Genomic DNA, 23,084 nt, shown 5'->3' with positions numbered 1-23,084 from the left:
CGTAATGGAGAAGGCTTATTTTTATCCCTCAATAACTGTGCATTAAGCACGTTGGTGAAAATAAAAAAATCAGTGGGATGAGAATAACCCACTGATTTGCTTCACTTTATTGAGTGATGCGCTCGAAAAACGCTTGTGTTTTTTCTATATCCGTTACATGTTGATTGCATGTTTGGCTATCAGCGCAAATGTAGTTACTATAACTTGTGAACGTTCCAACGACTTGCCCTTTTATAGACGTAGTATATAGGCCAACATCTGAATGGCGGTTACATAGTGCACATATTCCGCGAACTGTATTGTTAGAGAATGTCCCTTTAATTGCTTTTAGCTGTTCAGCTTGTTCTATCACGACATATTTTCGATGTGTACCAGGATCATCCCAAGCTAAATAACAAATCTCCTGAAAATCCATTTCTTCAAGTTTCGGTAGTTTTAGCTTTTTTTCCTTTTTAAATAGGCTCTTCAGTGTGCTTGCAGTGACTACTTTGAATGGGATGACGTATGGTTTTAATTGCTCTAAATACGCATCACCCTGTGCACGATTTGTCACTTCAAAAAGTTGCTCAATTAGCTCAGCTTCCTCTTTGGACAGCGCTAATTTTGCTGTAATCTCGCTTTCAACGATACCGTGTATGGCTAGGATAATGTTTTTATCCTTCGTTGTTGCAAGTGTTTGTATGATTTTATTCATTTGCTGCTCAAGTAAATGATAGTTTGCGACCGTTAAAAACGGCTGAATTGTTGGTTTTTCCATTTGAATTCACTCCTGTATTGTAGGCTTTTAATAAAGGTTTATGGCCTAAAGAGATCATTCAATTATGTTATTTGCGTTAACTTTTCTAGACCTCTTTGACCTGTAATGTGTTTGGTCTAGAGCAAGCATTACAAAAGAATGCGTCCATTTCGATTCCTCCTTGAAAAGAAAACTATTCTTATCATAGCATTTTTTAGGAAATAAATAAAGTTTGAAAATTCACTCACTACCATATGTAATATTTGGTATAATAGTTTAATATTTGTTCATCGCGAAACGTATGTCATATGCATAGGTTGATGATGAACTTGAATTTTTGAAAGGGGGAATTTTTATGAAACAGGTTATCGGTCATGGAAATTTATATGTTTGGAGAGGGATTGTTAGTAACTAACAAGGGATTTTTTAGTACTAATAGACCTTCCAAACTCATACTCGATTGAAAACATAGGAGGAACTATTTTGCTAAATCAACAAGGATTTAATTTATGGGCTGATGGTTATGATAAAACGGTTCAGCTAAGTGAAGAAAGCAATCAATATCCATTTGCAGGATATAAAGAAGTATTAAATACGATTTTTAACGAGGTCATGTCCATTCCAAAATCAACTGTTTTAGACATTGGATTTGGCACAGGGGTGTTAACGGCAAAGCTTTATGACAATGGCCATATGATCAATGGATTCGATTTCTCCTCGAAAATGATGGAAATCGCCAAAGAAAAAATGCCTGAAGCAAACTTATTGGAGTGGGATTTGTCTAAAGGGCTGCCAGCAGCGCTCCTTCATCAAAAATATGACGCCATTATTAGCACCTATGCGCTGCATCATTTTACCGATGAAATGAAAGTGCAATACATTACAGCATTATTGCAGCAACTAACACCTGCAGGCAAAATTTTAATCGGTGATATCGCGTTTGAATCAAGAGCGCAGCTTGAAGCATGTCGTCAAGAAAGCATTGATTATTGGGATGATGATGAATTTTACTTTGTCCATGAGGAAATTAGCTCCGTATTAAAAGGAGTATGCCAATTAGAATTTTACCCAATCTCGCATTGTGGTGGGGTTTTTGTACTTTCGAATATTTCATAGGAAGATGCTTACATGATTATTTCTGATTATCTATATGGTGAATTCGAGATAGATGATGTGTTAGCGGAACTTATTTCGAGTAAACCGGTGCAAAGGTTAAAGGGTATTCATCAAGGTGGGGCAAGTTATCTTGTAAATAGCCGATGGAATGTAACACGTTATGAGCATTCGGTAGGTGTCATGCTGTTGATTAAACAGCTCGGTGGTTCTTTAGAGGAGCAGATTGCAGGATTATTGCACGATGTTTCGCATACAGCATTTTCGCATGTCATTGATTTCGTCCTTGAGAATAAAGCTGAAGATTATCATGAAGAAATATTTATAGATGTTATTAATAAATCAGAAATTCCTATTATTCTTAAAAAGTATAACTTTGATTATGAACATCTACTTTTTAATACTACGACATGGAAATTACTCGAACAACCTGCTCCTGATTTATGTGCAGATCGAATAGATTATACTTTAAGGGATATGTATGTGTATGGGCAAGCCTCACTAGAAGAAATACAAAAATTTATAAATGATATTATTGTTCATCAAGGGAAGATGTGTCTTCAAAGTCTTGAACGTGCAGAATGGTTTGTGAAAACATATTATCAAGAAGTGCTTGATTTCTTTTTGGATCCGTTAAACATTTATGCCTATGATAAACTTTCACAAACGTTAAAGTTAGCATTAGATAAAAAGATTATTGCGCTCACTGATTTTCTTAAGGAAGATCATGAACTAATTGAACTGATGAACTCTTCAAATGATAGGCAAGTGCAGAGCCTTTTAAAACAGCTTCATCCTTACGTAAAAGTGAGGGTAAGTCAGTCAGAATTTGATATTCATCAAAAGAAAAAAACTCGACTTATCGATCCTTTGCTGTACTTTGAGAATCAATTAATAAGGGCAAGCGAATTATCTGAAGATGTTAGAGAAATGAATGTAGCTGCTAAGGAAAAGTTTCAGCAGGGTGTGTTTGTGAAAATACTTTGAATGTCTCGTTTTTGCTAAAAAGTTTCGGTAAATCATATAAAAATCTTGATAAATTCACAATATTCGTCGAAAATTGAGATTCTTTTAGATAAAAAGGGTGAAGGGGCTGACTACTGTCGGCCCCTTCTGCTTTCTAACGAACTATCTGAATATATAAACTTTAAAGTAAATGAAAAGAATTATCTTTTATTATATCGTGCATTGCGATATAATCGTTTCGAACGATATATTAAAGGAGTTAATTCAATGATTAAAGATTTAAATAACTATTTTACATCGATTTTCTACCATCTACATACAACGCATGAAGAGTCAATTTCGCATCAAAGCGTGCGTATTTTACAGATGATTCAAAAGGAAGATGAAGTAACAGTCCGTAATATTGCAGAGTTACTGAATATTTCTCAAAATACAGCGTCTGAGCATATAAAAAAGCTGGAGCGTAATGGCTGGGTGAAAAAGGAGCGGGCCATTGATGATCAACGAAAGGTAAATCTTCATTTAACTGCAGAAGGGTTTCACATCTTAAAGAAAAACTCAGAATTAGATGATGAGAAACTACAACATGCACTAAACCGGCTATCAAACGAAGAGCAACAAACAATTTTACAGGCATTTCGTTTATTAAGTGAGGTGTCTAAAAAATGTACACATTAGTAAAAATTCTTTGTTCGGCAGCCGTTATTGGTATTGTTACTGAGGTTGCTAGAAGATTTCCTTCATATGGAGGCATTATTGCAGCACTACCACTTGTCAGTATTTTAAGTATCATTTGGCTTACTGTGCAAAGTGAGTCGAGTGAGCATATTCAACGATTTACAGTTGGTGTAATTGTTGGGTTACCAGCCACAATGTTTATGCTGTTTGTTATTTATATGGCGATGAAATCATCAATCCATATTGTTTTAGCCATTGGACTAGGTGTCGTTTCGTGGGCAATATTTCTAGGTGTTCAAAAAGCAATTGCAAGTGTGTTTAATATTTCAATTTAGGAGAATAATAGATGACAGTAATTCCTATTCAACAATTACCCCAAAATGATGTGTTGCCGTTTTTTACGGAGCATTGGGGAAGTACAGAAATGGTCATTTCCAGTGGGATTTATGACTGTAGTAAATTAGATGGCTTCGCTTATGTCGATGGACAAAACATGATATTAGGTCTCGTGACGTATATCATTCGTGCTGAAGAATGTGAAATTATTTCCCTTGATAGTATTGTAGAAGGAAAGGGGATTGGTTCATTGCTTGTACAAGCAGTTGAGCAAAATGCGTTTGAACAAGGCTGTACAATGATTTCCCTCATTACGACAAATGATAATTTACATGCATTAAAATTTTATCAAAAGCGAGGCTATTACTTAGTCGAAATCATACAAAATGCGGTCGAACAAGCAAGAGCGTATAAACCTGAAATTCCTTTAATCGGTTATGATGGGATTCCAATACGTGATGAAATACGGTTAGTAAAGCAATCTGGCTTATAATGAGTCAGGTTGTTTTTAATTAGGTGTAAAATTCCCACTTGTTAGATGGTTGATTAACTGCTTGGTGAAGAAAAATCCTCACAGTATATTTTCAAGGTTTCATCACCTACGATTTCTCGCTATACTTGGTAGGGTGCAAGAAAGTGAGGAATGAAATGAAAAAATTACTATTTGTTTTATTATTTAGTGTTCTAGTGGTGGGAGGAGCATTCATCATATATTTAAAAAGCAACCCACCACTTGTCATGAACAGCTATACGAATTCTACAGGTGATTCAACTATAAGAATCGTAGAAATAGAGAATAAAGGACTACGTGATATAAAGCTTCAGCAAATACTTGTCAATGATAAAGTGCCTGAAAATATCGAGCTTGTCGTGAGTAAGTCTGAACCATTTGAAGCAGAAACGAAGCTGGTAGGCAATCCGAATATTACGTATCATAAGTTAAGGCAAGTAAACATTTTTCCTAGTCAATACATAGATCGCAAGGCCATTGGAAAGCAACCTCAGCATTATGCAGTAAAGGTTGAAGCACCTAATATTAAAACAATAACGATTAAGTACGATTATTTAAAAATGCCATTTACTTTAACAGCTGAGCTACAGACTACTAAATAAAGTTAATCAGTGGAGGTTTCTTTCCCCACTGATTTGCTGTTTTAAACCATTTTTATTAAGCTGGAATAGATACATAAGTTTAGATAGGTTTGAAAGCTACTAAAAACAAAAAAGCGTGAGAATATCACGCTTATCACTGTCGTTTTTTCAATTGTATATTGCCTTTATTAAACATAATAAGTCCATTGAATCGCTCATAAAGAGCATAAAACGGATATAGTACTGCCGTATATACGATAGGGGGAGCTATTTTTTCAATAACAGGGATTGTGTCGGTTAGTATAGGTACTAATGTTTTTGTTATGAAAATTAATAAAGGAAGTATAGCAATCAAACCAATTAAAAGTAATGGGGTTACTTTTGTTTCTTTTAATTTGGCGTCGCAGTATGGACATTTCATAGTAAATGGTGATGAAAAATCCTCAAAGTCATCAAGTGTTATTGCTTCTTGACAATTTGGGCAAGGTACAAACGTTCTCATAATAAATCTCCTTAAAAATAAATTCACTTTAGTATAGTTGAGAATTACTTCTAAAGTAAGTGGTAAATATTAGTGTTAAACAGCTGGTGATTTTGGTGAAAAATGCAAAAAATGCTCGTGCTTTTCGGTCAGTTAACCTCCCACCTAACTTCATTGCATTCATAAAATTTTGAGTTAAGAGCCTTGTACTTGACGTTTCACTTTCGGTTCAGATAAATTATTGCTCGTTAATACGCAACATACTCGTTTTATGTCTTATCATTTATGCCCGTGTCATTTCATAAGATTGTTTGATGAAAAAATACTATTTCTCCTAAAACATGGTAATCTAATAGTAACAGTCATTGCAATGTTAGGAGGGACTAAATGGGGTTTGTCGTCATCGGAATAGTACTTGTTATCTGTATTTTCACTGTGACTTTAGTGGTTATTAGGAAGCATTCGAACGGGGATATTAAGCTGGAAGTAACAGCTGTATGTGAAGGGAAAAATGAATTAGATCAAGCTATTATGAAGATATATTTTACGTTTTCAATTGGCAAACTGGCGCATCGTAAAAAAGATATAATAGGCAGTATTGATTGGTCAAAAGGATGGATGCCTGTTTGCTATAATTTAAAGGAAAACGGAGCCTATCAAGAGGATCGATTACTGCCTGCTACAAATGAGAAAACGTATACAACCTTCGAAATAAACACTACAAATGCAATAGATCATCTGGGACGGGGTGAGGGGTATGTTGTATTAGTGTTAGAGGACCCTATTTCTACAGTTCAATCCAGTGCGGGTGTGATTCTTGCGGTAACCGCCAATATGGTGACCTATCAGCTATCTGATTCAACTAGCTGGAATAATGACTTTGCAGTGAATCATTAAATACTGAGAAAAGCTATTCATTAGGAGGAAAAACCTAATGAATAGCTTTTCTAATTGGTAGGAAAATAACGGAACTTATTAAAGTGAATTTCGTAAATATTAAAAGGAGGGAGTGTCTCGGCTGTATTCCTTATTAGAAAGGGACAATCTTGGAAAATGGAATGTGAATGGGAATCCTGTCAAGATGCCCAGAAGGTCAAAAGTACATCAAATTTATTACGACCTAAATAAAATATAATTCATATGAGGAATATCCTCATGGCATTGGCTACCAAGATGGTGACAATTCCTCACGAAGAATGGACAGTATATGTACAAGCTAGGATCAAACGATTACGAATCAACAAATGAAAAGTAGGGAAAAGACTTTGGATATTTTAACAGATAAATTGATCATGATTGCTTTATTTATTCTTATCATTCATTCGATCGAGACACTTGCGTATGCAGTTCGATTATCGGGTGCGCGTGTAAAATTATTAGCTTCTGCACTATCCTTATTTAATGTGATGGTCATGTTTTCAAGGCTGGCAAACATGATGCAGCAGCCTTTTACCGGAAGTCTGACTGACACAGCACCAAAGGAAAACACATTAGCATTTGTGGAGCAGCAGTTCCGCATACTTATTGGTGCCGCTTCAGTAGGTACATTGGTAGGCATTCTACTATTGCCGACATTTGTAGCAATATTTTCAAGGGCTATTATTCATCTGTCTGAGGAAAGAGGCTCCATTCCAGCATTATTCAAAAAAAGCTTTAGTATCGACTATGTCAAACGGGCAATAAAACATATTCATATGCCAAGCTTTTCATACTTAAAAGGTATTAGTTGGCGTGATATTCCCCTTAAATTATTTATTATTAATGTCGTTATTACGGCCATCTATACAATTGGTGTTCTATCTGCACTTTACGCCGCTTTATTAGTTCCTGAAAGATCGAATACTGCTGTCATGTCATCAGGACTTATTAACGGTGTAGCGACGATGTTACTAATCATATTTATTGACCCGAAAATTTCCATTCTAGCAGATGATGTTATCAATCAAAGAGGCAGCTACTTAAGTCTTAAACGAGCTTCTGTGATGATGATGGGATCAAGGCTGCTAGGCACATTTTTGGCACAGCTATTATTTATACCTGGAGCAAAATATATAGCTTGGTTTACACAATTCATGTAAGGGGGATATACATTGATAATAACTATTCTAGCCGAATAATAGCTTTCTCAAGGAATTAAGAAGGATAGATCGAAGTTGATATTAATATGATAACTTTCAAAGAAAGGAAAATCGATATCTAATGAAAAAATTATGCTTCCTAATTTTAATGATGTTTGTGTTAGTTGCTTGTAGTACGAATCAACAAGAGGAGATCCATTACATAGCGAAAAGTGAGCACTGGAAGGCCGTATATCATAGTAATACAGAGGATGGTTTACGAATTTTCTATCTTGGAGAAGAGAAAGACTTAGGTGATTTACAAGTAACGATAAAAGGGGCTAAAGAATCACAATCTTTCAGTGACGTCCGAGTGAATACGGATAAGCAATTTATCTTAAAGAAAAAAGAAAGTGCAAAAATATTTAAAAAGGATGCTGCACCAACCATTCACGTTAAGTGGCAGTCACATAATGAGACTTTAGAAGTGCGAAGTGGATGAAAATTGAGCATAGGGAACGCGATTTTATATCGCAACTTTCCTGCTAAAAGTGGAATGTGCAGTCAAGTACATAATTGCGCAAAGAGTTGAAATCATTTTATAAAAAAAATTCTGATATTGACAAGTATTGGAGTATTCGTTATAGTAAATAACAATTTCACAAAGCAATGAAATTGGCGATGAGAAGGACACGAGTTTTGATAAACGATTCACAGAGAGGGCGGCCATGGCTGAAAGCTTCCTAATGCAGCTATTAAAACTTACTACCTTTGAGCAGTGCTTGGAAACTTGCACCGTTAATGCAACGTTACTGCATTTCAATGAGCCACTAGTGCATCTAGTGGAAATTTGGGTGGAACCACGGGTAATCAACACATGCTCGTCCCTTTATGGGGCGAATATGTGTTTTTTTTATTTTTAAAATAAAGGAGTAGAGAACATGTCAAATCAAGTTATTAACATTCAATTTCCAGATGGTAAACAACAAGTATTTTCAAAAGGTGTTACACTAACCGACATTGCACAAGCGATTAGTCCCACTTTACGTAAAAAAGCAATCGTAGGGAGTGTGAACGGAACCATCATTGATTTGACGTGCCCGATTTTGGAAGATACACAAATATCCCTGTATGATGCTAGCTCAAAAGAAGGGATTCAGGTGATACGTCATTCAACAGCCCATTTGTTAGCCCAGGCAATTAAGCGTTTATACCCTGATGCTCAATTTGGGATTGGCCCAGTTATAGAAAATGGGTTTTATTATGATATCGACATCGAGCATTCCTTTGCGCCAAGTGATTTGCAGCAAATTGAAAAAATGATGAAGCAAATTGTTCAAGAGAATATACAAATACAGCGTAAAGAAGTAACAAGAGCTGAGGCACAACAGCTATTTGCTCATGATGCGCTAAAGTTAGAGTTATTAGAAGATATTCCAGAACATGAAGTTGTGACGGTTTATGAACAAGGAGATTTTTATGATCTATGTCGTGGACCTCATGTACCTTCTACAGGTAAATTACAACACTTTACATTAATGAATGTATCAGGAGCTTACTGGCGTGGAGATAGCAATAATCAAATGCTTCAGCGTATTTACGGTGTAGCATTTGCCTCAAAAAAAGAGCTTGAGGAATATTTTGTTTTCCTAGAAGAAGCGGAGAAGCGGAATCACCGGAAGTTAGGAAAAGAACTAGCGTTATTTATGTTTTCAGAAGAAGCACCAGGGATGCCATTTTATTTAGCAAATGGTCAAATAATTCGCAACGAATTGGAGTCTTATTTACGTCATTTACAAACAAAATTTGATTATCAAGAAGTACGGACACCATTGATGATGAATCAGCGTCTATGGGAGCAGTCAGGACATTGGCATCACTATAAAGACAATATGTACTTTACACAAGTAGACGACCAAAGCTTCGCATTAAAGCCTATGAATTGCCCTGGACATATGCTAATTTTTAAAAATGATTACCATTCGTATAGAGATTTACCGATTCGTATGGCTGAATTTGGCCAAGTTCATCGACATGAATTTAGCGGCGCATTAAATGGCCTTTTACGAGTTCGTACTTTTTGTCAGGATGATGCACATATTTTTGTTACGCCACAGCAAATTGAAGATGAAATTGCACTTGCACTGAAAATTATTGATAAGGTATACCGGGTTTTTGGCTTCCAATATGATATAGAATTATCAACACGTCCAGCGGATTATATGGGTGAACTTGAACTTTGGAATCAAGCCGAAGCGGCGTTAGAAAATGTACTAACGAATCTAGGCTTTCCCTATACAATTAATGAAGGTGACGGAGCGTTTTATGGACCAAAAATTGATATTCATATTAAAGATGCCATACATCGCAGTCATCAATGCGCAACGGTACAGCTCGATTTCCAACTACCTGAGAAATTCGATTTAACGTATGTCAATGAACAGAATGAAAAAGTAAGACCTGTCGTTATACATCGAGCGGTATTCGGTTCTATTGATCGCTTTTTAGGCATATTAATTGAGCATTTTGGAGGGGCGTTCCCAACGTGGCTTGCACCTCAGCAAGTAAAAGTAATTGGGGTTGCAGAAACACATCAAGAATATGTACAGCAAGTAGTTGATGCTTTACAAAAGGAACAAATCCGTGTAAGTATTGACGATCGACAAGAAAAGCTCGGTAAAAAAATTCGTGAAGCTCAAATGAAAAAAATACCTTATATTTTAGTGCTTGGTGATAAAGAAATGAATCATCAACATGTCACTGTTCGTAAATATGGTCAGCAAGCATTAATTGAAAAACCATTGCAACAGTTTATAGAGGAGATAAAGCAAGAAGTACGGCAAAAAGCTTTATCTTCTAAACGGAAATAAACGATTCCTCTATAACAATATAGCTCGACTCAAGGGGTAAGTCACTGCTCCCTCGAGTCGAGCTATAAACAGCCATGAAATGTATGTTGTAATATATGTTTTTCTAAATTTACTGAAAAATGTTGATTTTTTCATCAATTTTGCTACTATTATCAAGTTTTCAAGCATACAATAAACTAAACAACAAACAAAATAAATTTAATTGATGGAATTACTTTGATAATTACTATTTCCTAACAGGATAGTTTGGGTCTCAGCGTCAATGACCAGGTATTTATAATAAGTCTCCTGATTATTTTGCTTAAAGGATGCTAAAAAATATACTTGTCGATTGGGATGAATAAAAGTATGTTGAGAGAGGTCTATTTTTTCACGTATAAAATTAGTTTTTAGATGAAATGTTTCCTCAGCCTTCGGTACGTCCTTAAAGGCTATTTTTTGACGAATGTCTAAAGTAGCATCGTTATATTCCTCATAGATTGTCTTGTCTAATTGATGATAAAAATCATTCTCAGTACGAAATGTCTGATATTGATTATTAGGATATTTATAAGATGTAGTTCCAGAAGGTATGCAAAGAATCGGTGCTATATTTTCTACTGAATCTTGAGGCTGCTGTAGTAAAAAGCTTGAAACGACCAATGATAAAAAAAATACCTGCATTTTTAGGCCTCCTTTTTCCTGTCATAAAGAAGATATCCCATTTTTATGTTATTTATACGCATCTTTACAACAGCAATAGGAATTTGCTGTCTATTTTATTACCGGAACCTAATACAGGATAAAACTTGACGAATCATCGGAAATCGTTTCAGCTGGCTTTATTGATCGCTTTTGAATATTTATTTAGTAGGTCATCTAATTCTTGACTACAATCTACCACGCTAGGATGGGTGAAACCTAAATCCATAGCCTTTTTATACATATCTTTCCTTTTGTTTTCAATCTCCATCTTCAAGAATTGTTTAAACGATATATTAACCAAAATCTTTTCCCCCTAAAATTTTTTCTTCATATTCTTGAAATACATTGACCTCGATTCAACTTTTTCATTGTATCTCACCTAAAATGAAAAATATGTCACATTGTGTATAGGTTTAGAAATTCGTAATTTAGTCATAGGAAAATATATTAATACTTATATGGTGGTAAAAATAAAAAATAGTAACATTGAATAATTTGACCTGTTTAAAATACCTTTTATTGTAGTATTTGCATGTTTTATTACCCTAAATAGAAGAATATTAGGGTTTTTTTTTGGCTAGATTTTAGAAAATGTTAAGAGCGATATTTAATAGATTAGCATCTTTTTTACTATAAAATTTTATGTAGGTATTGACGGAAATTTTAATGAAATTCGTATCTTGTCACAATTTATCAAATAAACTTCTTTGTTGTTTGTTATTGAGAAGATTTCTATCTGGTTGAAAATGTTGAGAATTTTCGAAATATACAGAATGGTGGGTAAATTAGTTTATGAATCTATTAAATGATAGGGGGAGGTATACAGTGTTGAAGTTAAGGTTGCTAATATTAAGCGTAATTGTCGTTTCTAGTATAATGTTAATAGCATGTTCAGAAGTGAAAACAAAATCAGGAGAATCTCCAGGACCCACAGCGGATACTAACGATACCGTTCAACATGTGGAAGATTCTAAATCGACTCCTCCAGTCAGTGATAGGGATTATGATTTTACATATTTAGAGGAATTTACAAAAGAAAAAAGAGATTTATATGAAGAATTCTTAGGCAATGGGAATATTAATAGTTTAAAGACTTTTACACCAGAGGAAATGGTGTTAATTATGATGAATTTAGTATTTGAGCATAATTTCGATAAACTCTATGCAATTACCTACAATAACTATGAGCTTCCAGATAAAGAAACCTTTATAGCAGAGTATATAAATTATTTATTAGATGAACAAATACAGGATTATTTAATGTACCGATATTACAATAATATTTCATTGGATAAAGAGACTAGTACAGAAAATATAGCAATTGTTCAATTGGATATAATTTTCGGCAGCTCTCACTATCGTAAGATATTTGCTTTACTAAAAGAGGATGGTATGTGGAAGGTTGATTTATACAATTATATGAAAGAAAAGAAAGCTAAATCTGAAGAAAAATAGAGGGAATAATAATGACTGTAATATATTTTGTAAGACACGCTCATTCTCACTATACAGCAGATGAGTACAATCGTTCGCTTTCTGGAGGTTTTGAGGATAGGGATCGTGTTACTAGATTATTTGAAAATAAAAATATCCATACCATATATTCTAGTCCATATAAAAGAGCCATTCAGATGGTGGAGAATCAAATGAAACCGCAAAAGAGCGGGCTATTACATCCTTGCAAAAATTAATAATTGGACATCCAAATGACAATATAGTGATTGGTACACACGGCAATATAATGGTCTTAATGATGCAATACTTTGATGCACAATATGAATACACGTTTTGGAAAAAACTCTCAATGCCTGATGTGTATCAATTAACATTTCAGCATTTCGTGTTAAGTGATGTTCAAAGAATTTGGGATGAATAGAAGAAGGGGCTGTCTACTGGCAGCCCCTTGGGTCATTTTATCGAGAAAGAACATGAATTTATCGAGAAAGCCGAAGTATTTCCACCACCTGTGGAAAATTGCTTATCCTATTTGAGTCCAATCTTCGCGTAATAGACCAAATAAAACTACATCATGAAATTGGCCGAAGCGAAAAATCTCATTTCGAAGAATACCTTCTTTTGTAAAGCCACACTTTTCATAGGAACGAATAGCTGCTTTATTAAAGCTGAAAACCTGAAGCTTAATTTTATTAATGGAAATATAATTAAAAATAAAGTGAATAAGAGTTTTCATTGCATCCGATCCCAATCCTTTACCATGCCATTGTTCACCAATCGATATGCCTACAAAGCAAGTACTATTTTGCCAGTTGATTCCATAGACACCGCAGGAGCCGATAAGCTCATTTGACGACTTTTCGAATATACCGAAGATAAACTCCTCTTTTTTTCCACTAATACTTTGAAAGAATGAAGAATGATCTTCGAAGGTATTTGGAAAGGGAATCTCGTCGTTGGCAAGGAGCAACGTCTTCTTTTCACTTTCGATTTTTACAAATGCTTCTAAGTCGGAGGAAGACATTTGTTGTAAAGTAATAGCTTGACCTGTTAGAAATTCTTTAAAATAATTTTCCATTTTTTTCTCCCTTGTTCAAGGGCTGCAGTTAGAGTCTACACCCCTTGGATTATTTGTTGTATTAACAAAACATCTACTGCAATTTCCGCACTCATATGCACAACTCCTTTAGTTTAGATATTATTATAGTAGCATATTTGGTAATTAGTAGAAATAAATAATTTTAATAGGCATGTCAAATAGGGAAATGTTGGGTTATTATTGACTGATAGACGTTTTTTAATATTTTGAATGTAAGCCTTTTTTAGCTAATTGTAGCGGAGGATAATTTAAATAAGGTGGACGAGTAGGACAAATGATTCGGATGTTCATGACACAGATAGCTATAAAGTGATTGCACAGTCCTGTGAAACATATCTTAAGCAGTTTATAGATTTGAAGAAGATTACGGCGCCTAAAGATGAAAGGGAGAGCTTCGATGAAATTAAAATTTTATGAAGAAAAAGATGATTACTTAATTGAACGATACACGATCACAGAGGAACAGCTTCGCTATACGATGTCTCCGAAAGCTAGTATTGAGCTAGTAAAAAAGGATACGAATCGTCATGCTATTCTTGTATTAGCTGAAGACAAGCTCGTGACCTTCTTTGTGTTACATGAAAAAGAGGGTGTTAAGCCATATTCCTCAAATGACCACGCAATTTTAATCCGTGCCTTTTCGACAGACTTTTATGAACAAGGTAAAGGCTATGCGAAAGCAGCATTACAACTTTTGCCGGACTTTGTTTTGGAGCATTTCCCAAATATCAATGAGCTTGTGCTAGGGGTTAATCCACCGAATACTGCTGCACAATCACTTTATAAAAAATGTGGATTTGTTGATGAAGGAAGGCTGGCAACAGGGTTCAGGGCTGAGATTAAAGTGATGCGTTATATTATAAGAAAAATTGATAGACAAAAACTTAATTCGGAATGATGTACTTGTACTATTGCTGAGGGTAGCTATTTAATTTTGCAGAAAAACGGCGGGATTTATTACAAATGGGCAAATTGAAAACGATGGTGATCCCGAATTATTTATGTGAAATTAAAGAAGTGGCAAGACAAGACTCGCAGAGAAGTACTGCTGCGAGTCTTGCAACTATGATAGATTACTTTCTTGCTCGTATTAATAAAAAAGAAGGGCGACGATGCTCTTTTTCTAAGGAAGGCAGTTTTTGTATGGCTTCTGAATCAGGAAGCGGCTCTAGCACTTTTTCAATCGTTAAGCCATGTGCGATTAATGTATTGATGATTGTAGAAATGCTACGATGATATTTAACAACACCATCCACAAACCAAGTTCGCTCACGTAATCCCTCATCTTGGTAATCGTCAATCGCGAAATGGCTCCTATTGCCGCTGCCATCATAAAGCCAATTATCCTCCATTGTTTTACGAGCTGTAACAATCGGATGCTCTACAGAAAAAACCAAAATACTACCTGGACGAAGCATTTTTGCAATTTTACCAATCACTGCACTAAAATCCTTTATATAATGCAAGGAAAGCGAGCTTGTTATACAGTCAAAGCTATTAGGAGCTGCATGATAATCCTCTATTGCTTGCAAATAGTAGTCTATTTGTGGATGAGCATGTTCATGTTGAGCAATGGCCAGCATATTTTCTGAAACATCAATAGCAGTTACATGCTGTGCGTTATTTTCTATACAATAGTACGCAAATTCTCCCATTCCACAGCCGATATCAAGCATTTGTAAATTAGATAAATTAGGAAGTAAGGATTTTAACGCTGGCTGTTCAAGTAAATTATTGAAGTTGTTTGGTCCTTGACGTAACTTTTGATATTGACGGAAAAATTCCAGATGGTCATAAATATTTTGTTTCATAGTAAACCTCCACTTGTCTAACATAACGTTATGTAACATTTGCGCATACTTATTGTCACATAGCCAACTCGAAAGAAATATACTTTTATTTCAATTTTTAGTAAGATGTAGGTAGAGTCATGCCAACTTTTGTAATTCACCATCTATTTAATTGTATAGATGGTTTTTTGACATGAGGACGTCTTTTAGAGTTTTCTTCTTTACTGTACGTTTTTTATGCCATAAAATTGTAACAATTCCGAAAAATAATATTATTTAGTGGGAAATGATGGCACTTATTTTAATGAATGACGTTATTTTTATTGGGAGTAATTATGCAGTTTCCTAAAAAAATACATTGGAGGATGTTACATTGAGTAAAGAAACATTATTAAGTTTAAGTAGTAATTCATTGTTCGTGGCATTTATTTTACTACTGATCGCTATTATACCGATTGGACTTGCCGTGAAATCAAAAGGAAAGATGTTTGGAAAAGTCGGGCTTCTATTTACATATATGGCTTTTGCTTTACAGCTAGTGTATTTCATATTAAGGTGGATTGCTGTTGATCATGCACCTGTAAGTAATATGTATGAGTTTATGACGTTCTTTGGCATCATGCTTACTGGTAGCTATTTAATCATTCATTTTTTATATAAGCAAATTGTGGTAGGTTTGTTTACCATCCCTGTATCATTAATTATTCTCGGTTATGGAAGCGTTTTTACAAAAGCGGTTTCACCACTTGTTCCATCACTGCAAAGCAATTGGTTAACGATTCATGTAATGACAGTTGCATTTTCAAGTGCTATTTTATCGATTTCGTTCGCAACAGGTATTATTTATTTATTAAGAACATTAGATGTTTCTAAATTTTCCATTAGTACTTTTGCCTTGGAATTTGTTATGTATTGTTTAATTGTCGTAATTGGTTTTATCGGTGTGGCCACTTATTTTAACTTAGCCGGAGATAAAATCGAGATTCAATTTGAAAATAAGCTAGGCAAGGAAGAAACAGCCGTTTATACGATGAAGCCGCTAATTGTCAATAAAGATGCAGTAACATCTAGTGGGGATCAGGTTGGCGTTTTACAGATTACCAACAAGATAGATGCGAAGAAATTGAATTCTATAGTATGGTCATTTATCGCTGGAACAATTTTATATGCGTTGATTTTGCTCATTACGAGAAAAAGATTACTTGTTTTATTAAAGCCATTAACGAACCGCGTACAGCCAGCATTAATGGATGAAATTTCATATCGAGCTGTTGTTATAGGTTTCCCGTTGTTCGCTTTGGGAGGTCTGTTGTTTGCCATGATTTGGGCACAGATTGCTTGGAGTAGATATTGGGGCTGGGATCCTAAGGAAGTGTGGGCACTTATAACATTTTTATTTTATGCCGCTTTCCTTCATTTCCGACTTTCTAAAGGTTGGGAAGGGGAAAAGACAGCTTGGTTAGCGATTATTGGCTTTGGAATTATCGTGTTTAACCAGGTATTTGTGAATCTTGTCATTGCAGGTTTACATTCTTACGCGTAAGGGTGCTGTGAATGAAATATTTTCTTAAACTGAATGTAGTGAGTATGCTATATGGGTTAATGTTCTTTATTTCACTAGAAATGCAAGTAAATTATTATCGCATCGTGAGACTCACGGAGTGGGAAGGACAATATTTCGATATCCTATCATTACTTGTTCATGGAGTTGGTTTTGTTGTAGCAACTATTGCGCTATATAAACTAACATTTAAATGGATAGCACATCGTCGATTCGTCTATTGGACAACAATTTTTTGGCTGCCCTATACAGCGTTATTCATTTTTATATTTGCTAGTGTGTATCCAATCACTTATCAGGGAGATATGCCAGCGCCTGTACAAGGGTTAATTCTTTTTGCACTGTTCTTATTTTATCCATTTTATATTGGAACATTGAATATGATTTGCTATCATTCAAAATCTGATGACGTGCAAATCAAATAACCATAAAAAAGAGACATCCGCAATTTGGATGTCTCTTGAATTTTGCACTGTTTATTCTAAAGCTAAAATTAAATCTTTACAACATTAGTTGCTTGTGGTCCGCGGTTACCTTCTTCTACGCCGAACTCCACTTTTTGGCCTTCATCTAAAGTTTTAAAGCCATCCGTTTGAATAGCAGAGAAATGTACAAATACATCATTTCCACCTTCTACTGCGATAAAACCAAAACCTTTTTCTGCGTTAAACCATTTTACTGTACCTTGTGTCATGTGAACAACCTCCCAAAAAAATTAAACAATCATATTGCTTCGATCGCTTGCAAAAAAATCACATATTCAAAAGCTCGTATTACTTTTGAATACGTGATTTTAACGGTTAAGATGAAGTAATGTAATTATTGTTTTAATTATATAACAGTTTCATACATTTATCCAGTATATTCCGATTTTAGTAAGAAAAAATTTACATATTTTAAATATATTTAGTTGATCCAAGCTTTCTCTTTAGCGACAATTACTGCCTCTGCACGTGATTCTACGTTTAGTTTGACAAAAAGTTTGGATAAATAGTTTTCAACGGTCCGCTGTGTGACCCCAATAGCTGAAGCAATTGCTTTATTTGTACAGCCTTGCGCGACAAGCTGTAAAATCTCTTGTTCCTTGTCGCTTAGTAAAACATCTTGTTGCACATTTGATAGATTGGTCCGCTGATGTACAAAATCTAAAAAATCAGCTGCTAATAGGATCTCGCCTCTTAGCGCAGCTTGAATGGTTTGAATCACTTGCTCTTTCGTGGCAAGCTTTGATAACAGTCCATCGACCTTTTTCTCAATCAGTAGTTCGTAATAATCGGAAAGCTCATAGCCAGTATAGAGTAGTATAAGTACTTCTGGTTGCTTTTTCTTAATCATTTCTGAAAGTTGGATGCCGTTGATTGGTTTCATATTAATATCGATCAAAAACAATTGAAAAGCTTGAGCATCCATTCTCGACAGAACAGCTGCACTATCCTGCTCTGTGTCTATACGAACATTTGTTAAATCCTGTAATAAAGTTTTTGTACCATCTAAAACGACAGGATGGTCATCTACAATAAGAATATCAATCATATGATTCCACGTCCTCTTGTATTTGAATAAATATATGCATTCCTTCATTATGACTGGAGGTTATTGTGATGTCTCCATTAAATGCACGGACACGTTGTCGAATACCGTTAATGCCCATAGAAGCGGAAGATTGCATTAAATCTTCAATATCACAGCCAATACCATTATCATCGTATTGAAGGATGAAACCACGATTTATCGCTTGCAGTTTGAGTGAAACTTCAGTTGCCTCAGCATGCTTAATTGCATTATTCAAAAGCTCCTGCACAAGGCGATAGACGACTAAATGTAAGGTTACATCCTGAAATTGGACACGCTCTATTTGGGCTTTTAATAAAAAGTCGGCCCGTATTTTCACTTTTTGAATCAGTTTTTTTAAGGCGATTTGTAGCCCGAATGTGTCTAGCAATGGAGGGCTTAGATTCTCACAATACTCCCGTAAATCCTGCGATGCATTCAGTAATTTCTCTCGAATATCTAATACCTTTTCTTTTTTTATTATCGGCGAGCTAGCAATGACATCTAGCTCTCTCGCTAAATGAAGTTGCTCCTGCAAAATAGTGTCATGTAATTCTTGTGCTAAAATACTTTTTTCCTTTTCAATCATATTCCATAATAATTTATCGAGCCAAGGAAGCTGTGTATCATTGTTATCCTTCATCAGCCTTATTTCACATACTAAATCTTCAATGAGCTTTAAATTATCAATAAACATTGAAACATAGAGGGCAAGCAACTCTAACCAAAGAAGCTCTTCTTTTTGTAATACATGTCTAATTTTTAACATCATTTTTTCTTCACCTGTATCATGTAATAGCAGGTGAGTCATTTCATTCCCTATGTTGACTTCACTACGAGTGAATGGCACATCTTCCGTTATTGTTGTAATCGTAAAAGCTGTAGTACCAAGCTTTTCGGTTATTTCATACTTGAATTGATCTAATAATTCTTGCTGATTTTTAGCTTTACCCATACGATTAACAGCAGCATATAAATTATGTACATAATTGCCAGTAGATGAAAAAATAATCTTTCGATACTTAAAATCTAGCTGCTCTTTTATATAGAAGCTAGCAATGATGACGAAGAATACAAGTATATAGGCGCTCGTAATTTTAATAATCGATAATTTGTCTATAAACAATATGGTAACGCCCGTAGTTAATATTAGTGCACTAAAAAAAGCAAGTGTTGAATAATAGCGCAAACGAGATAATTGATATTCAATATCGAATAATCGTTCATTCACTTGAATGAAGATAAAAGAAAAAGGAATAAACAATAAAAATAATGCAGCTACCTCAGCATGTAAAAAAGGGTTCTGACATAATATTTCAGGTAATACGAAAAATAGTAAAAACGGCAGAAAAGGCGTAATAAACGCAATAGTGATCAGACGGATTTTTGCCAGTTTAGTTCGTAAATAACTCGTTAGTAAAATATAGATGGCATAGAGAACTAGAACAGCAAACATTCCTAAGTTAATTAATGATGTTATCGTCCTGAAGTCAGAATTAACTATTTCAATGAAATCACAGCAAGGTATCAATAGTAATAGTAAATAAAGCCACTTAGTATTGATGTAGCGCCATTCTATACGTAGATAGCGGAAATAAAATTGTAAAAAGTGAATAAAAAGCACTATGCATAAAACGATACCAATAGTTATTACTGATGATCCAATTAGATTTCCTCTAACTGAGGCTCCTGTACTTATATAAGCCAATGAACAAGTTAATAAAAATAATGTTAGTAGACTAGTTAGCAGATTATCTTTATTTCTTCGCCATAAATAGATAGCAACGCCAAAAGATAAGACAAAATAAAACAGTGGAAAAATTATTTGCAAATATAATTCTTCCGGAATATCTTTATGCTTAACTGTAACATAATGAACATGACTATCAGGCTTCATAAATGTTAGTTCCTTAGCACTTCTAACGACAGAATCTAGTTGGATAGAACGAACATCTTCTGCAGGTTTGCCATCGATTGTCAGTAATAGATCACCTTTTTCAATGTTATTTTGCTGTGCCCAATCGGGATAATAGAATTCTTCTACGATAGGTTGTCCGTTAGTTGTGTCCACAAAAATACAAATGTAAGGTATTCGCATTGCCACTACAAGCACATAAATACCGAGGAGTAGGTAGGTTATGAAAATACTATATGTCCATTTACTCATAGTTTTCTCACAATTATTTGCATGATAATATTGCCCCATTTCAATCTTAAGTACCTATATATTATCCATAATTTTTGGTAATTTTGGAATACCGAAATAAGGTGTTTCGGAAAACCACTATCGGTTTTTCGGAATAACGAAGTAGTTTTTTCGGTGTAGCCTATGATAATGTAAATCTAGCATATGTGACGAAAAGGGGGAGCCTTGCATGACAAAGAAAGGGTTGCCAGTAATCCTTTTTTTTCTAGTCGTCATAATGTCGTACCCGAAGACAATAATCGCTAAGAACTTTGAGAATGATGCGGTGAAAGTAGATATTTGCATTATTGGGGGTGACAATCGTTTTGTCTATAAGATTCCTAAGCATTTACATAATGATACGCCGTATGTTGAAATGATGAATAATATTGAATCTTCCTTAGCAAGTCATTGGAAGATAGGGGATGCTCGTTATGAAGCCCACCAGACAGATGTTGCGTATACTTTTGCCATTAAAGATTTAATTAATGAAAAACAAGATGGCCAAATGAAGGTAGCGATACCTTATACTTTTTTAGTAGGCATGTTTGGTGAAAATGAAGCCATTCAATTACGCATTTTGGCTAGCAAATTAATCGACTGGGAAGCCAACTCAAAGAATTGGGCAACTCTTGGCTTTGTGGAACCGCCCACTTATTTTAGTGAACAGGAATATGTTTATGAAGGAGCGGTCAACGAGCTACTACAGAAGAGGGTAGGACATTTTAATGGCACGGTTATGAAAGGGCAAATGGTACTACAAAGTGTTATTTATTTTAGTTTTATTATTGCACAGTTTATTGCCTGTCTAATTTTATCAAGGCGCTTAAAAAAGAGAATTATTGAAAATCCAGAAAACATGCATCAGTTCCGAAAGCTTCACTATATGTACCAAATCATTCCGTTAATGATTATCGTCGTGCAAATTGTTTTTCTAGTCATGTCGGGCTTACTGACTGCGTTTGGTCTCTATTTTTCCCCAGGGATGGATCTAATACTTATTATTGGTCCTATTTTATTTAATATTATTTTGTTACCAATGTTTTTTGTCTCGATTGAGAGTGAAATCTCAAAAGAGCTGGAAAGCAATTCCTTTGGCTCTGACATGTAAATATTGTTTTTATTTTTGGGCGTCCAAATGTAGTTATTAGATGTTATAATGGTCAACAGCATACTTGAAGGAGCTGTTTATTAACATGGCGCATCCAGAAATCGCGTACTTAAATTTACTACAACATATATTAGATAATGGCGTTAAAAAGGAAGATCGTACAGGAACAGGTACATATAGTGTATTTGGCTATCAAATGCGATTTGATTTAAGCAAAGGTTTTCCTCTTTTAACGACTAAACGTGTACCATTCAAGCTTGTAGCAAGCGAGTTACTTTGGTTTATCAAAGGGGATACAAATATTCGTTATCTACTACAAAACAACAATCATATTTGGGATGAATGGGCTTTTAAAAAATGGGTTGAGTCTGATGAATATTCAGGTCCTGATATGACTGACTTTGGTCGTCGTTGCTTAGTGGACGAGTCTTTCAATGCTGACTATAAAAAAGAGTTAGCATCATTTTGTGAGCGTGTTTTAACAGATGATGAATTTGCACGTCAATACGGCGAGCTTGGAAATGTTTACGGCAAGCAGTGGCGTAATTGGACAACATCAACAGGGGAAAGTATCGATCAATTGCAAGATGTAATCGATCAAATCAAACACAATCCAGATTCACGACGCATTATTGTCAATGCGTGGAATCCAGAAGATGTTATCAATGCTGGAGCAAAGGGCAGTAAAGCTGCATTACCTCCATGTCACGTGATGTTCCAATTTTATGTCGCAAATGGTAAATTGAGCTGTCAGCTAATGCAAAGAAGCCTTGATACATTACTAGGCTGTCCATTTAATATTGCCTCATATGCATTACTGACACATTTAATTGCACATGAATGTGGTTTAGAAGTTGGCGAATTTATTCATAGCATTGGGGATGCTCATATATATGTAAATCACGTGGACCAAGTAAAAGAACAGCTTTCACGTGAGCCTAAGGACCTGCCAACCTTGAAAATTAATCCAAATAAAACGTCGATTTTCGACATAGAGCTCGAAGATCTCTCTATTGATGGCTATGATCCACACCCAACAATTAAAGCACCAATTGCCGTTTAAACAGAAACAGCAGCCGTCTTGGCTGCTGTTTTTTTTAGCGAACTATTTGCGAATCGTCGGGTAGAATGGCTGACGTGGCGGATAGGTTTGTTAGAGCGAAGGATAGAAGAGGCAAAGGGATGGATAGAACCGGCAAAATAATGTAAAGAAGACAGAGGGTCGGATAGTTAAGCCGAAGCGACGGAAAGAACCAGCAGAGGGACGGATAGAAATGCCGAAGCGACTGAAAGAAGAGTCAAAGCGACGAATAGAACCG

General features: G+C 35.1%; 25 protein-coding genes and 1 pseudogene. 17 read left to right on the top strand and 9 right to left on the bottom strand.

Annotated features, from left to right (window positions below; all coding sequences use genetic code 11):
* Nucleotides 1-106: 106 nt before the first annotated feature.
* Entirely contained in the window at nt 107-757 is a 651-nt protein-coding gene (locus ACIQLB_RS16910) for a FusB/FusC family EF-G-binding protein (protein ID WP_400728163.1), read from the bottom strand.
* A gap of 462 nt (nt 758-1,219) precedes the next feature.
* Between ACIQLB_RS16910 and ACIQLB_RS16905 the strand changes: the two genes are divergently transcribed.
* From ACIQLB_RS16905 to ACIQLB_RS16880, 6 genes are all read left to right on the top strand, one after another.
* The gene (locus ACIQLB_RS16905; RefSeq protein WP_400728160.1) at nt 1,220-1,852 is read left to right on the top strand and encodes a class I SAM-dependent methyltransferase; all 633 of its coding nucleotides are present in this window, start codon (nt 1,220-1,222) and stop codon (nt 1,850-1,852) included.
* Between the two features lie 12 nt (nt 1,853-1,864).
* The gene (locus ACIQLB_RS16900) at nt 1,865-2,836 is read left to right on the top strand and encodes an HD domain-containing protein (RefSeq protein ID WP_400728157.1); all 972 of its coding nucleotides are present in this window, start codon (nt 1,865-1,867) and stop codon (nt 2,834-2,836) included.
* A 246-nt stretch (nt 2,837-3,082) separates the two neighbouring features.
* Nucleotides 3,083-3,493, top strand: a complete 411-nt coding sequence (locus tag ACIQLB_RS16895; RefSeq protein WP_400728154.1) for a MarR family winged helix-turn-helix transcriptional regulator — start codon at nt 3,083-3,085, stop codon at nt 3,491-3,493.
* Nucleotides 3,481-3,828, top strand: a complete 348-nt coding sequence (locus ACIQLB_RS16890) for a DUF3147 family protein (RefSeq protein WP_400728151.1) — start codon at nt 3,481-3,483, stop codon at nt 3,826-3,828. Before ACIQLB_RS16895 ends, ACIQLB_RS16890 begins: the two co-directional genes overlap by 13 nt.
* 11 nt (nt 3,829-3,839) lie before the next feature.
* Nucleotides 3,840-4,322: a GNAT family N-acetyltransferase gene (locus tag ACIQLB_RS16885; RefSeq protein ID WP_400728149.1), complete on the top strand. Its 483-nt coding sequence runs from the start codon at nt 3,840-3,842 to the stop codon at nt 4,320-4,322.
* A gap of 155 nt (nt 4,323-4,477) precedes the next feature.
* Nucleotides 4,478-4,942 (top strand): hypothetical protein, encoded by a 465-nt coding sequence (locus ACIQLB_RS16880; RefSeq protein WP_400728146.1) that lies wholly within the window; start codon nt 4,478-4,480, stop codon nt 4,940-4,942.
* Between the two features lie 133 nt (nt 4,943-5,075).
* Here ACIQLB_RS16880 and ACIQLB_RS16875 read toward each other — a convergent pair whose 3' ends face one another.
* Nucleotides 5,076-5,423 (bottom strand): hypothetical protein, encoded by a 348-nt coding sequence (locus ACIQLB_RS16875; protein ID WP_400728143.1) that lies wholly within the window; start codon nt 5,421-5,423, stop codon nt 5,076-5,078.
* A 366-nt stretch (nt 5,424-5,789) separates the two neighbouring features.
* On the opposite strand from ACIQLB_RS16875, the gene ACIQLB_RS16870 reads away from it, so the two are divergent.
* The 4 genes from ACIQLB_RS16870 (at nt 5,790) to thrS (ending at nt 10,329) form a co-directional block, all read left to right on the top strand.
* On the top strand, nt 5,790-6,299 hold the full coding sequence (locus ACIQLB_RS16870) for a hypothetical protein (protein WP_400728140.1): 510 nt from the start codon (nt 5,790-5,792) through the stop codon (nt 6,297-6,299).
* 395 nt (nt 6,300-6,694) lie between these two features.
* Nucleotides 6,695-7,480, top strand: a complete 786-nt coding sequence (locus tag ACIQLB_RS16865) for a lipid II flippase Amj family protein (RefSeq protein ID WP_400728330.1) — start codon at nt 6,695-6,697, stop codon at nt 7,478-7,480.
* A gap of 121 nt (nt 7,481-7,601) precedes the next feature.
* Complete coding sequence (locus ACIQLB_RS16860) at nt 7,602-7,961, top strand: hypothetical protein (protein WP_400728137.1); 360 nt, start codon at nt 7,602-7,604, stop codon at nt 7,959-7,961.
* Between the two features lie 439 nt (nt 7,962-8,400).
* On the top strand, nt 8,401-10,329 hold the full coding sequence (thrS, locus tag ACIQLB_RS16855) for a threonine--tRNA ligase (RefSeq protein ID WP_400728134.1): 1,929 nt from the start codon (nt 8,401-8,403) through the stop codon (nt 10,327-10,329).
* A 198-nt stretch (nt 10,330-10,527) separates the two neighbouring features.
* Here the strand turns inward: thrS and ACIQLB_RS16850 are convergent, their stop codons facing one another.
* Nucleotides 10,528-10,992 (bottom strand): hypothetical protein, encoded by a 465-nt coding sequence (locus ACIQLB_RS16850; protein ID WP_400728131.1) that lies wholly within the window; start codon nt 10,990-10,992, stop codon nt 10,528-10,530.
* 148 nt (nt 10,993-11,140) lie between these two features.
* A complete protein-coding gene (locus tag ACIQLB_RS16845) occupies nt 11,141-11,281 on the bottom strand; it encodes an aspartyl-phosphate phosphatase Spo0E family protein (protein WP_199777829.1) in 141 nt (46 codons plus the stop codon).
* A 557-nt stretch (nt 11,282-11,838) separates the two neighbouring features.
* Between ACIQLB_RS16845 and ACIQLB_RS16840 the strand changes: the two genes are divergently transcribed.
* Both ACIQLB_RS16840 and ACIQLB_RS16835 read left to right on the top strand, forming a co-directional pair.
* Entirely contained in the window at nt 11,839-12,468 is a 630-nt protein-coding gene (locus tag ACIQLB_RS16840; protein ID WP_400728128.1) for a hypothetical protein, read from the top strand.
* An 11-nt stretch (nt 12,469-12,479) separates the two neighbouring features.
* Nucleotides 12,480-12,889: pseudogene (locus ACIQLB_RS16835) on the top strand (histidine phosphatase family protein).
* Between the two features lie 102 nt (nt 12,890-12,991).
* Here ACIQLB_RS16835 and ACIQLB_RS16830 read toward each other — a convergent pair.
* On the bottom strand, nt 12,992-13,546 hold the full coding sequence (locus ACIQLB_RS16830) for a GNAT family N-acetyltransferase (RefSeq protein ID WP_400728125.1): 555 nt from the start codon (nt 13,544-13,546) through the stop codon (nt 12,992-12,994).
* Nucleotides 13,547-13,964: 418 nt separating this feature from the next.
* Between ACIQLB_RS16830 and ACIQLB_RS16825 the strand changes: the two genes are divergently transcribed.
* Nucleotides 13,965-14,465, top strand: coding sequence for a GNAT family N-acetyltransferase (locus ACIQLB_RS16825; protein WP_400728122.1), 501 nt, complete (start codon nt 13,965-13,967; stop codon nt 14,463-14,465).
* 175 nt (nt 14,466-14,640) lie between these two features.
* On the opposite strand, the gene ACIQLB_RS16820 is transcribed toward ACIQLB_RS16825, so the two are convergent.
* Complete coding sequence (locus ACIQLB_RS16820; protein ID WP_400728120.1) at nt 14,641-15,378, bottom strand: class I SAM-dependent methyltransferase; 738 nt, start codon at nt 15,376-15,378, stop codon at nt 14,641-14,643.
* A gap of 352 nt (nt 15,379-15,730) precedes the next feature.
* Here ACIQLB_RS16820 and ccsB point away from each other — a divergent pair, with 352 nt between their 5' ends.
* Entirely contained in the window at nt 15,731-16,900 is a 1,170-nt protein-coding gene (ccsB, locus tag ACIQLB_RS16815; RefSeq protein ID WP_400728117.1) for a c-type cytochrome biogenesis protein CcsB, read from the top strand.
* Nucleotides 16,901-16,911: 11 nt separating this feature from the next.
* Nucleotides 16,912-17,343: a hypothetical protein gene (locus ACIQLB_RS16810; RefSeq protein ID WP_400728114.1), complete on the top strand. Its 432-nt coding sequence runs from the start codon at nt 16,912-16,914 to the stop codon at nt 17,341-17,343.
* A gap of 68 nt (nt 17,344-17,411) precedes the next feature.
* On the opposite strand, the gene ACIQLB_RS16805 is transcribed toward ACIQLB_RS16810, so the two are convergent.
* From ACIQLB_RS16805 to ACIQLB_RS16795, 3 genes are all read right to left on the bottom strand, one after another.
* Nucleotides 17,412-17,612, bottom strand: a complete 201-nt coding sequence (locus ACIQLB_RS16805) for a cold-shock protein (protein WP_053485982.1) — start codon at nt 17,610-17,612, stop codon at nt 17,412-17,414.
* Nucleotides 17,613-17,824: 212 nt separating this feature from the next.
* Nucleotides 17,825-18,451 (bottom strand): response regulator, encoded by a 627-nt coding sequence (locus ACIQLB_RS16800; RefSeq protein ID WP_400728110.1) that lies wholly within the window; start codon nt 18,449-18,451, stop codon nt 17,825-17,827.
* The gene (locus ACIQLB_RS16795; RefSeq protein WP_400728107.1) at nt 18,444-20,636 is read right to left on the bottom strand and encodes a sensor histidine kinase; all 2,193 of its coding nucleotides are present in this window, start codon (nt 20,634-20,636) and stop codon (nt 18,444-18,446) included. The genes ACIQLB_RS16800 and ACIQLB_RS16795 overlap by 8 nt, the downstream gene beginning before the upstream one ends.
* 208 nt (nt 20,637-20,844) lie before the next feature.
* Between ACIQLB_RS16795 and ACIQLB_RS16790 the strand changes: the two genes are divergently transcribed.
* Entirely contained in the window at nt 20,845-21,765 is a 921-nt protein-coding gene (locus tag ACIQLB_RS16790; protein WP_400728104.1) for a hypothetical protein, read from the top strand.
* Between the two features lie 85 nt (nt 21,766-21,850).
* Complete coding sequence (locus tag ACIQLB_RS16785; protein WP_400728101.1) at nt 21,851-22,828, top strand: thymidylate synthase; 978 nt, start codon at nt 21,851-21,853, stop codon at nt 22,826-22,828.
* The last annotated feature ends 256 nt before the right edge of the window (nt 22,829-23,084 follow it).

The sequence above is a fragment of the Lysinibacillus sp. NPDC092081 genome (genome assembly GCF_044755845.1).
Taxonomy (GTDB): domain Bacteria; phylum Bacillota; class Bacilli; order Bacillales_A; family Planococcaceae; genus Lysinibacillus.
This window is presented reverse-complemented; position numbering and strand designations above follow the sequence as displayed.

Excerpts from the sequence above, each read along its gene's own strand:
- thrS (WP_400728134.1), top strand. The coding sequence starts at position 8,401 with ATGTCAAATCAAGTTATTAACATTCAATTTCCAGATGGTAAACAACAA.
- ACIQLB_RS16865 (WP_400728330.1), top strand. The coding sequence starts at position 6,695 with ATGATTGCTTTATTTATTCTTATCATTCATTCGATCGAGACACTTGCG.
- ACIQLB_RS16910 (WP_400728163.1), bottom strand. The coding sequence starts at position 757 with ATGGAAAAACCAACAATTCAGCCGTTTTTAACGGTCGCAAACTATCAT.
- ACIQLB_RS16875 (WP_400728143.1), bottom strand. The coding sequence starts at position 5,423 with ATGAGAACGTTTGTACCTTGCCCAAATTGTCAAGAAGCAATAACACTT.
- ACIQLB_RS16810 (WP_400728114.1), top strand. The coding sequence starts at position 16,912 with ATGAAATATTTTCTTAAACTGAATGTAGTGAGTATGCTATATGGGTTA.
- ACIQLB_RS16845 (WP_199777829.1), bottom strand. The coding sequence starts at position 11,281 with ATGGAGATTGAAAACAAAAGGAAAGATATGTATAAAAAGGCTATGGAT.
- ACIQLB_RS16830 (WP_400728125.1), bottom strand. The coding sequence starts at position 13,546 with ATGGAAAATTATTTTAAAGAATTTCTAACAGGTCAAGCTATTACTTTA.
- ACIQLB_RS16790 (WP_400728104.1), top strand. The coding sequence starts at position 20,845 with ATGACAAAGAAAGGGTTGCCAGTAATCCTTTTTTTTCTAGTCGTCATA.
- ACIQLB_RS16890 (WP_400728151.1), top strand. The coding sequence starts at position 3,481 with ATGTACACATTAGTAAAAATTCTTTGTTCGGCAGCCGTTATTGGTATT.
- ACIQLB_RS16805 (WP_053485982.1), bottom strand. The coding sequence starts at position 17,612 with ATGACACAAGGTACAGTAAAATGGTTTAACGCAGAAAAAGGTTTTGGT.
- ACIQLB_RS16885 (WP_400728149.1), top strand. The coding sequence starts at position 3,840 with ATGACAGTAATTCCTATTCAACAATTACCCCAAAATGATGTGTTGCCG.
- ACIQLB_RS16860 (WP_400728137.1), top strand. The coding sequence starts at position 7,602 with ATGAAAAAATTATGCTTCCTAATTTTAATGATGTTTGTGTTAGTTGCT.
- ACIQLB_RS16895 (WP_400728154.1), top strand. The coding sequence starts at position 3,083 with ATGATTAAAGATTTAAATAACTATTTTACATCGATTTTCTACCATCTA.
- ACIQLB_RS16820 (WP_400728120.1), bottom strand. The coding sequence starts at position 15,378 with ATGAAACAAAATATTTATGACCATCTGGAATTTTTCCGTCAATATCAA.
- ACIQLB_RS16785 (WP_400728101.1), top strand. The coding sequence starts at position 21,851 with ATGGCGCATCCAGAAATCGCGTACTTAAATTTACTACAACATATATTA.
- ACIQLB_RS16880 (WP_400728146.1), top strand. The coding sequence starts at position 4,478 with ATGAAAAAATTACTATTTGTTTTATTATTTAGTGTTCTAGTGGTGGGA.
- ACIQLB_RS16870 (WP_400728140.1), top strand. The coding sequence starts at position 5,790 with ATGGGGTTTGTCGTCATCGGAATAGTACTTGTTATCTGTATTTTCACT.
- ACIQLB_RS16795 (WP_400728107.1), bottom strand. The coding sequence starts at position 20,636 with ATGAGTAAATGGACATATAGTATTTTCATAACCTACCTACTCCTCGGT.
- ACIQLB_RS16825 (WP_400728122.1), top strand. The coding sequence starts at position 13,965 with ATGAAATTAAAATTTTATGAAGAAAAAGATGATTACTTAATTGAACGA.
- ACIQLB_RS16900 (WP_400728157.1), top strand. The coding sequence starts at position 1,865 with ATGATTATTTCTGATTATCTATATGGTGAATTCGAGATAGATGATGTG.
- ACIQLB_RS16850 (WP_400728131.1), bottom strand. The coding sequence starts at position 10,992 with ATGCAGGTATTTTTTTTATCATTGGTCGTTTCAAGCTTTTTACTACAG.
- ACIQLB_RS16800 (WP_400728110.1), bottom strand. The coding sequence starts at position 18,451 with ATGATTGATATTCTTATTGTAGATGACCATCCTGTCGTTTTAGATGGT.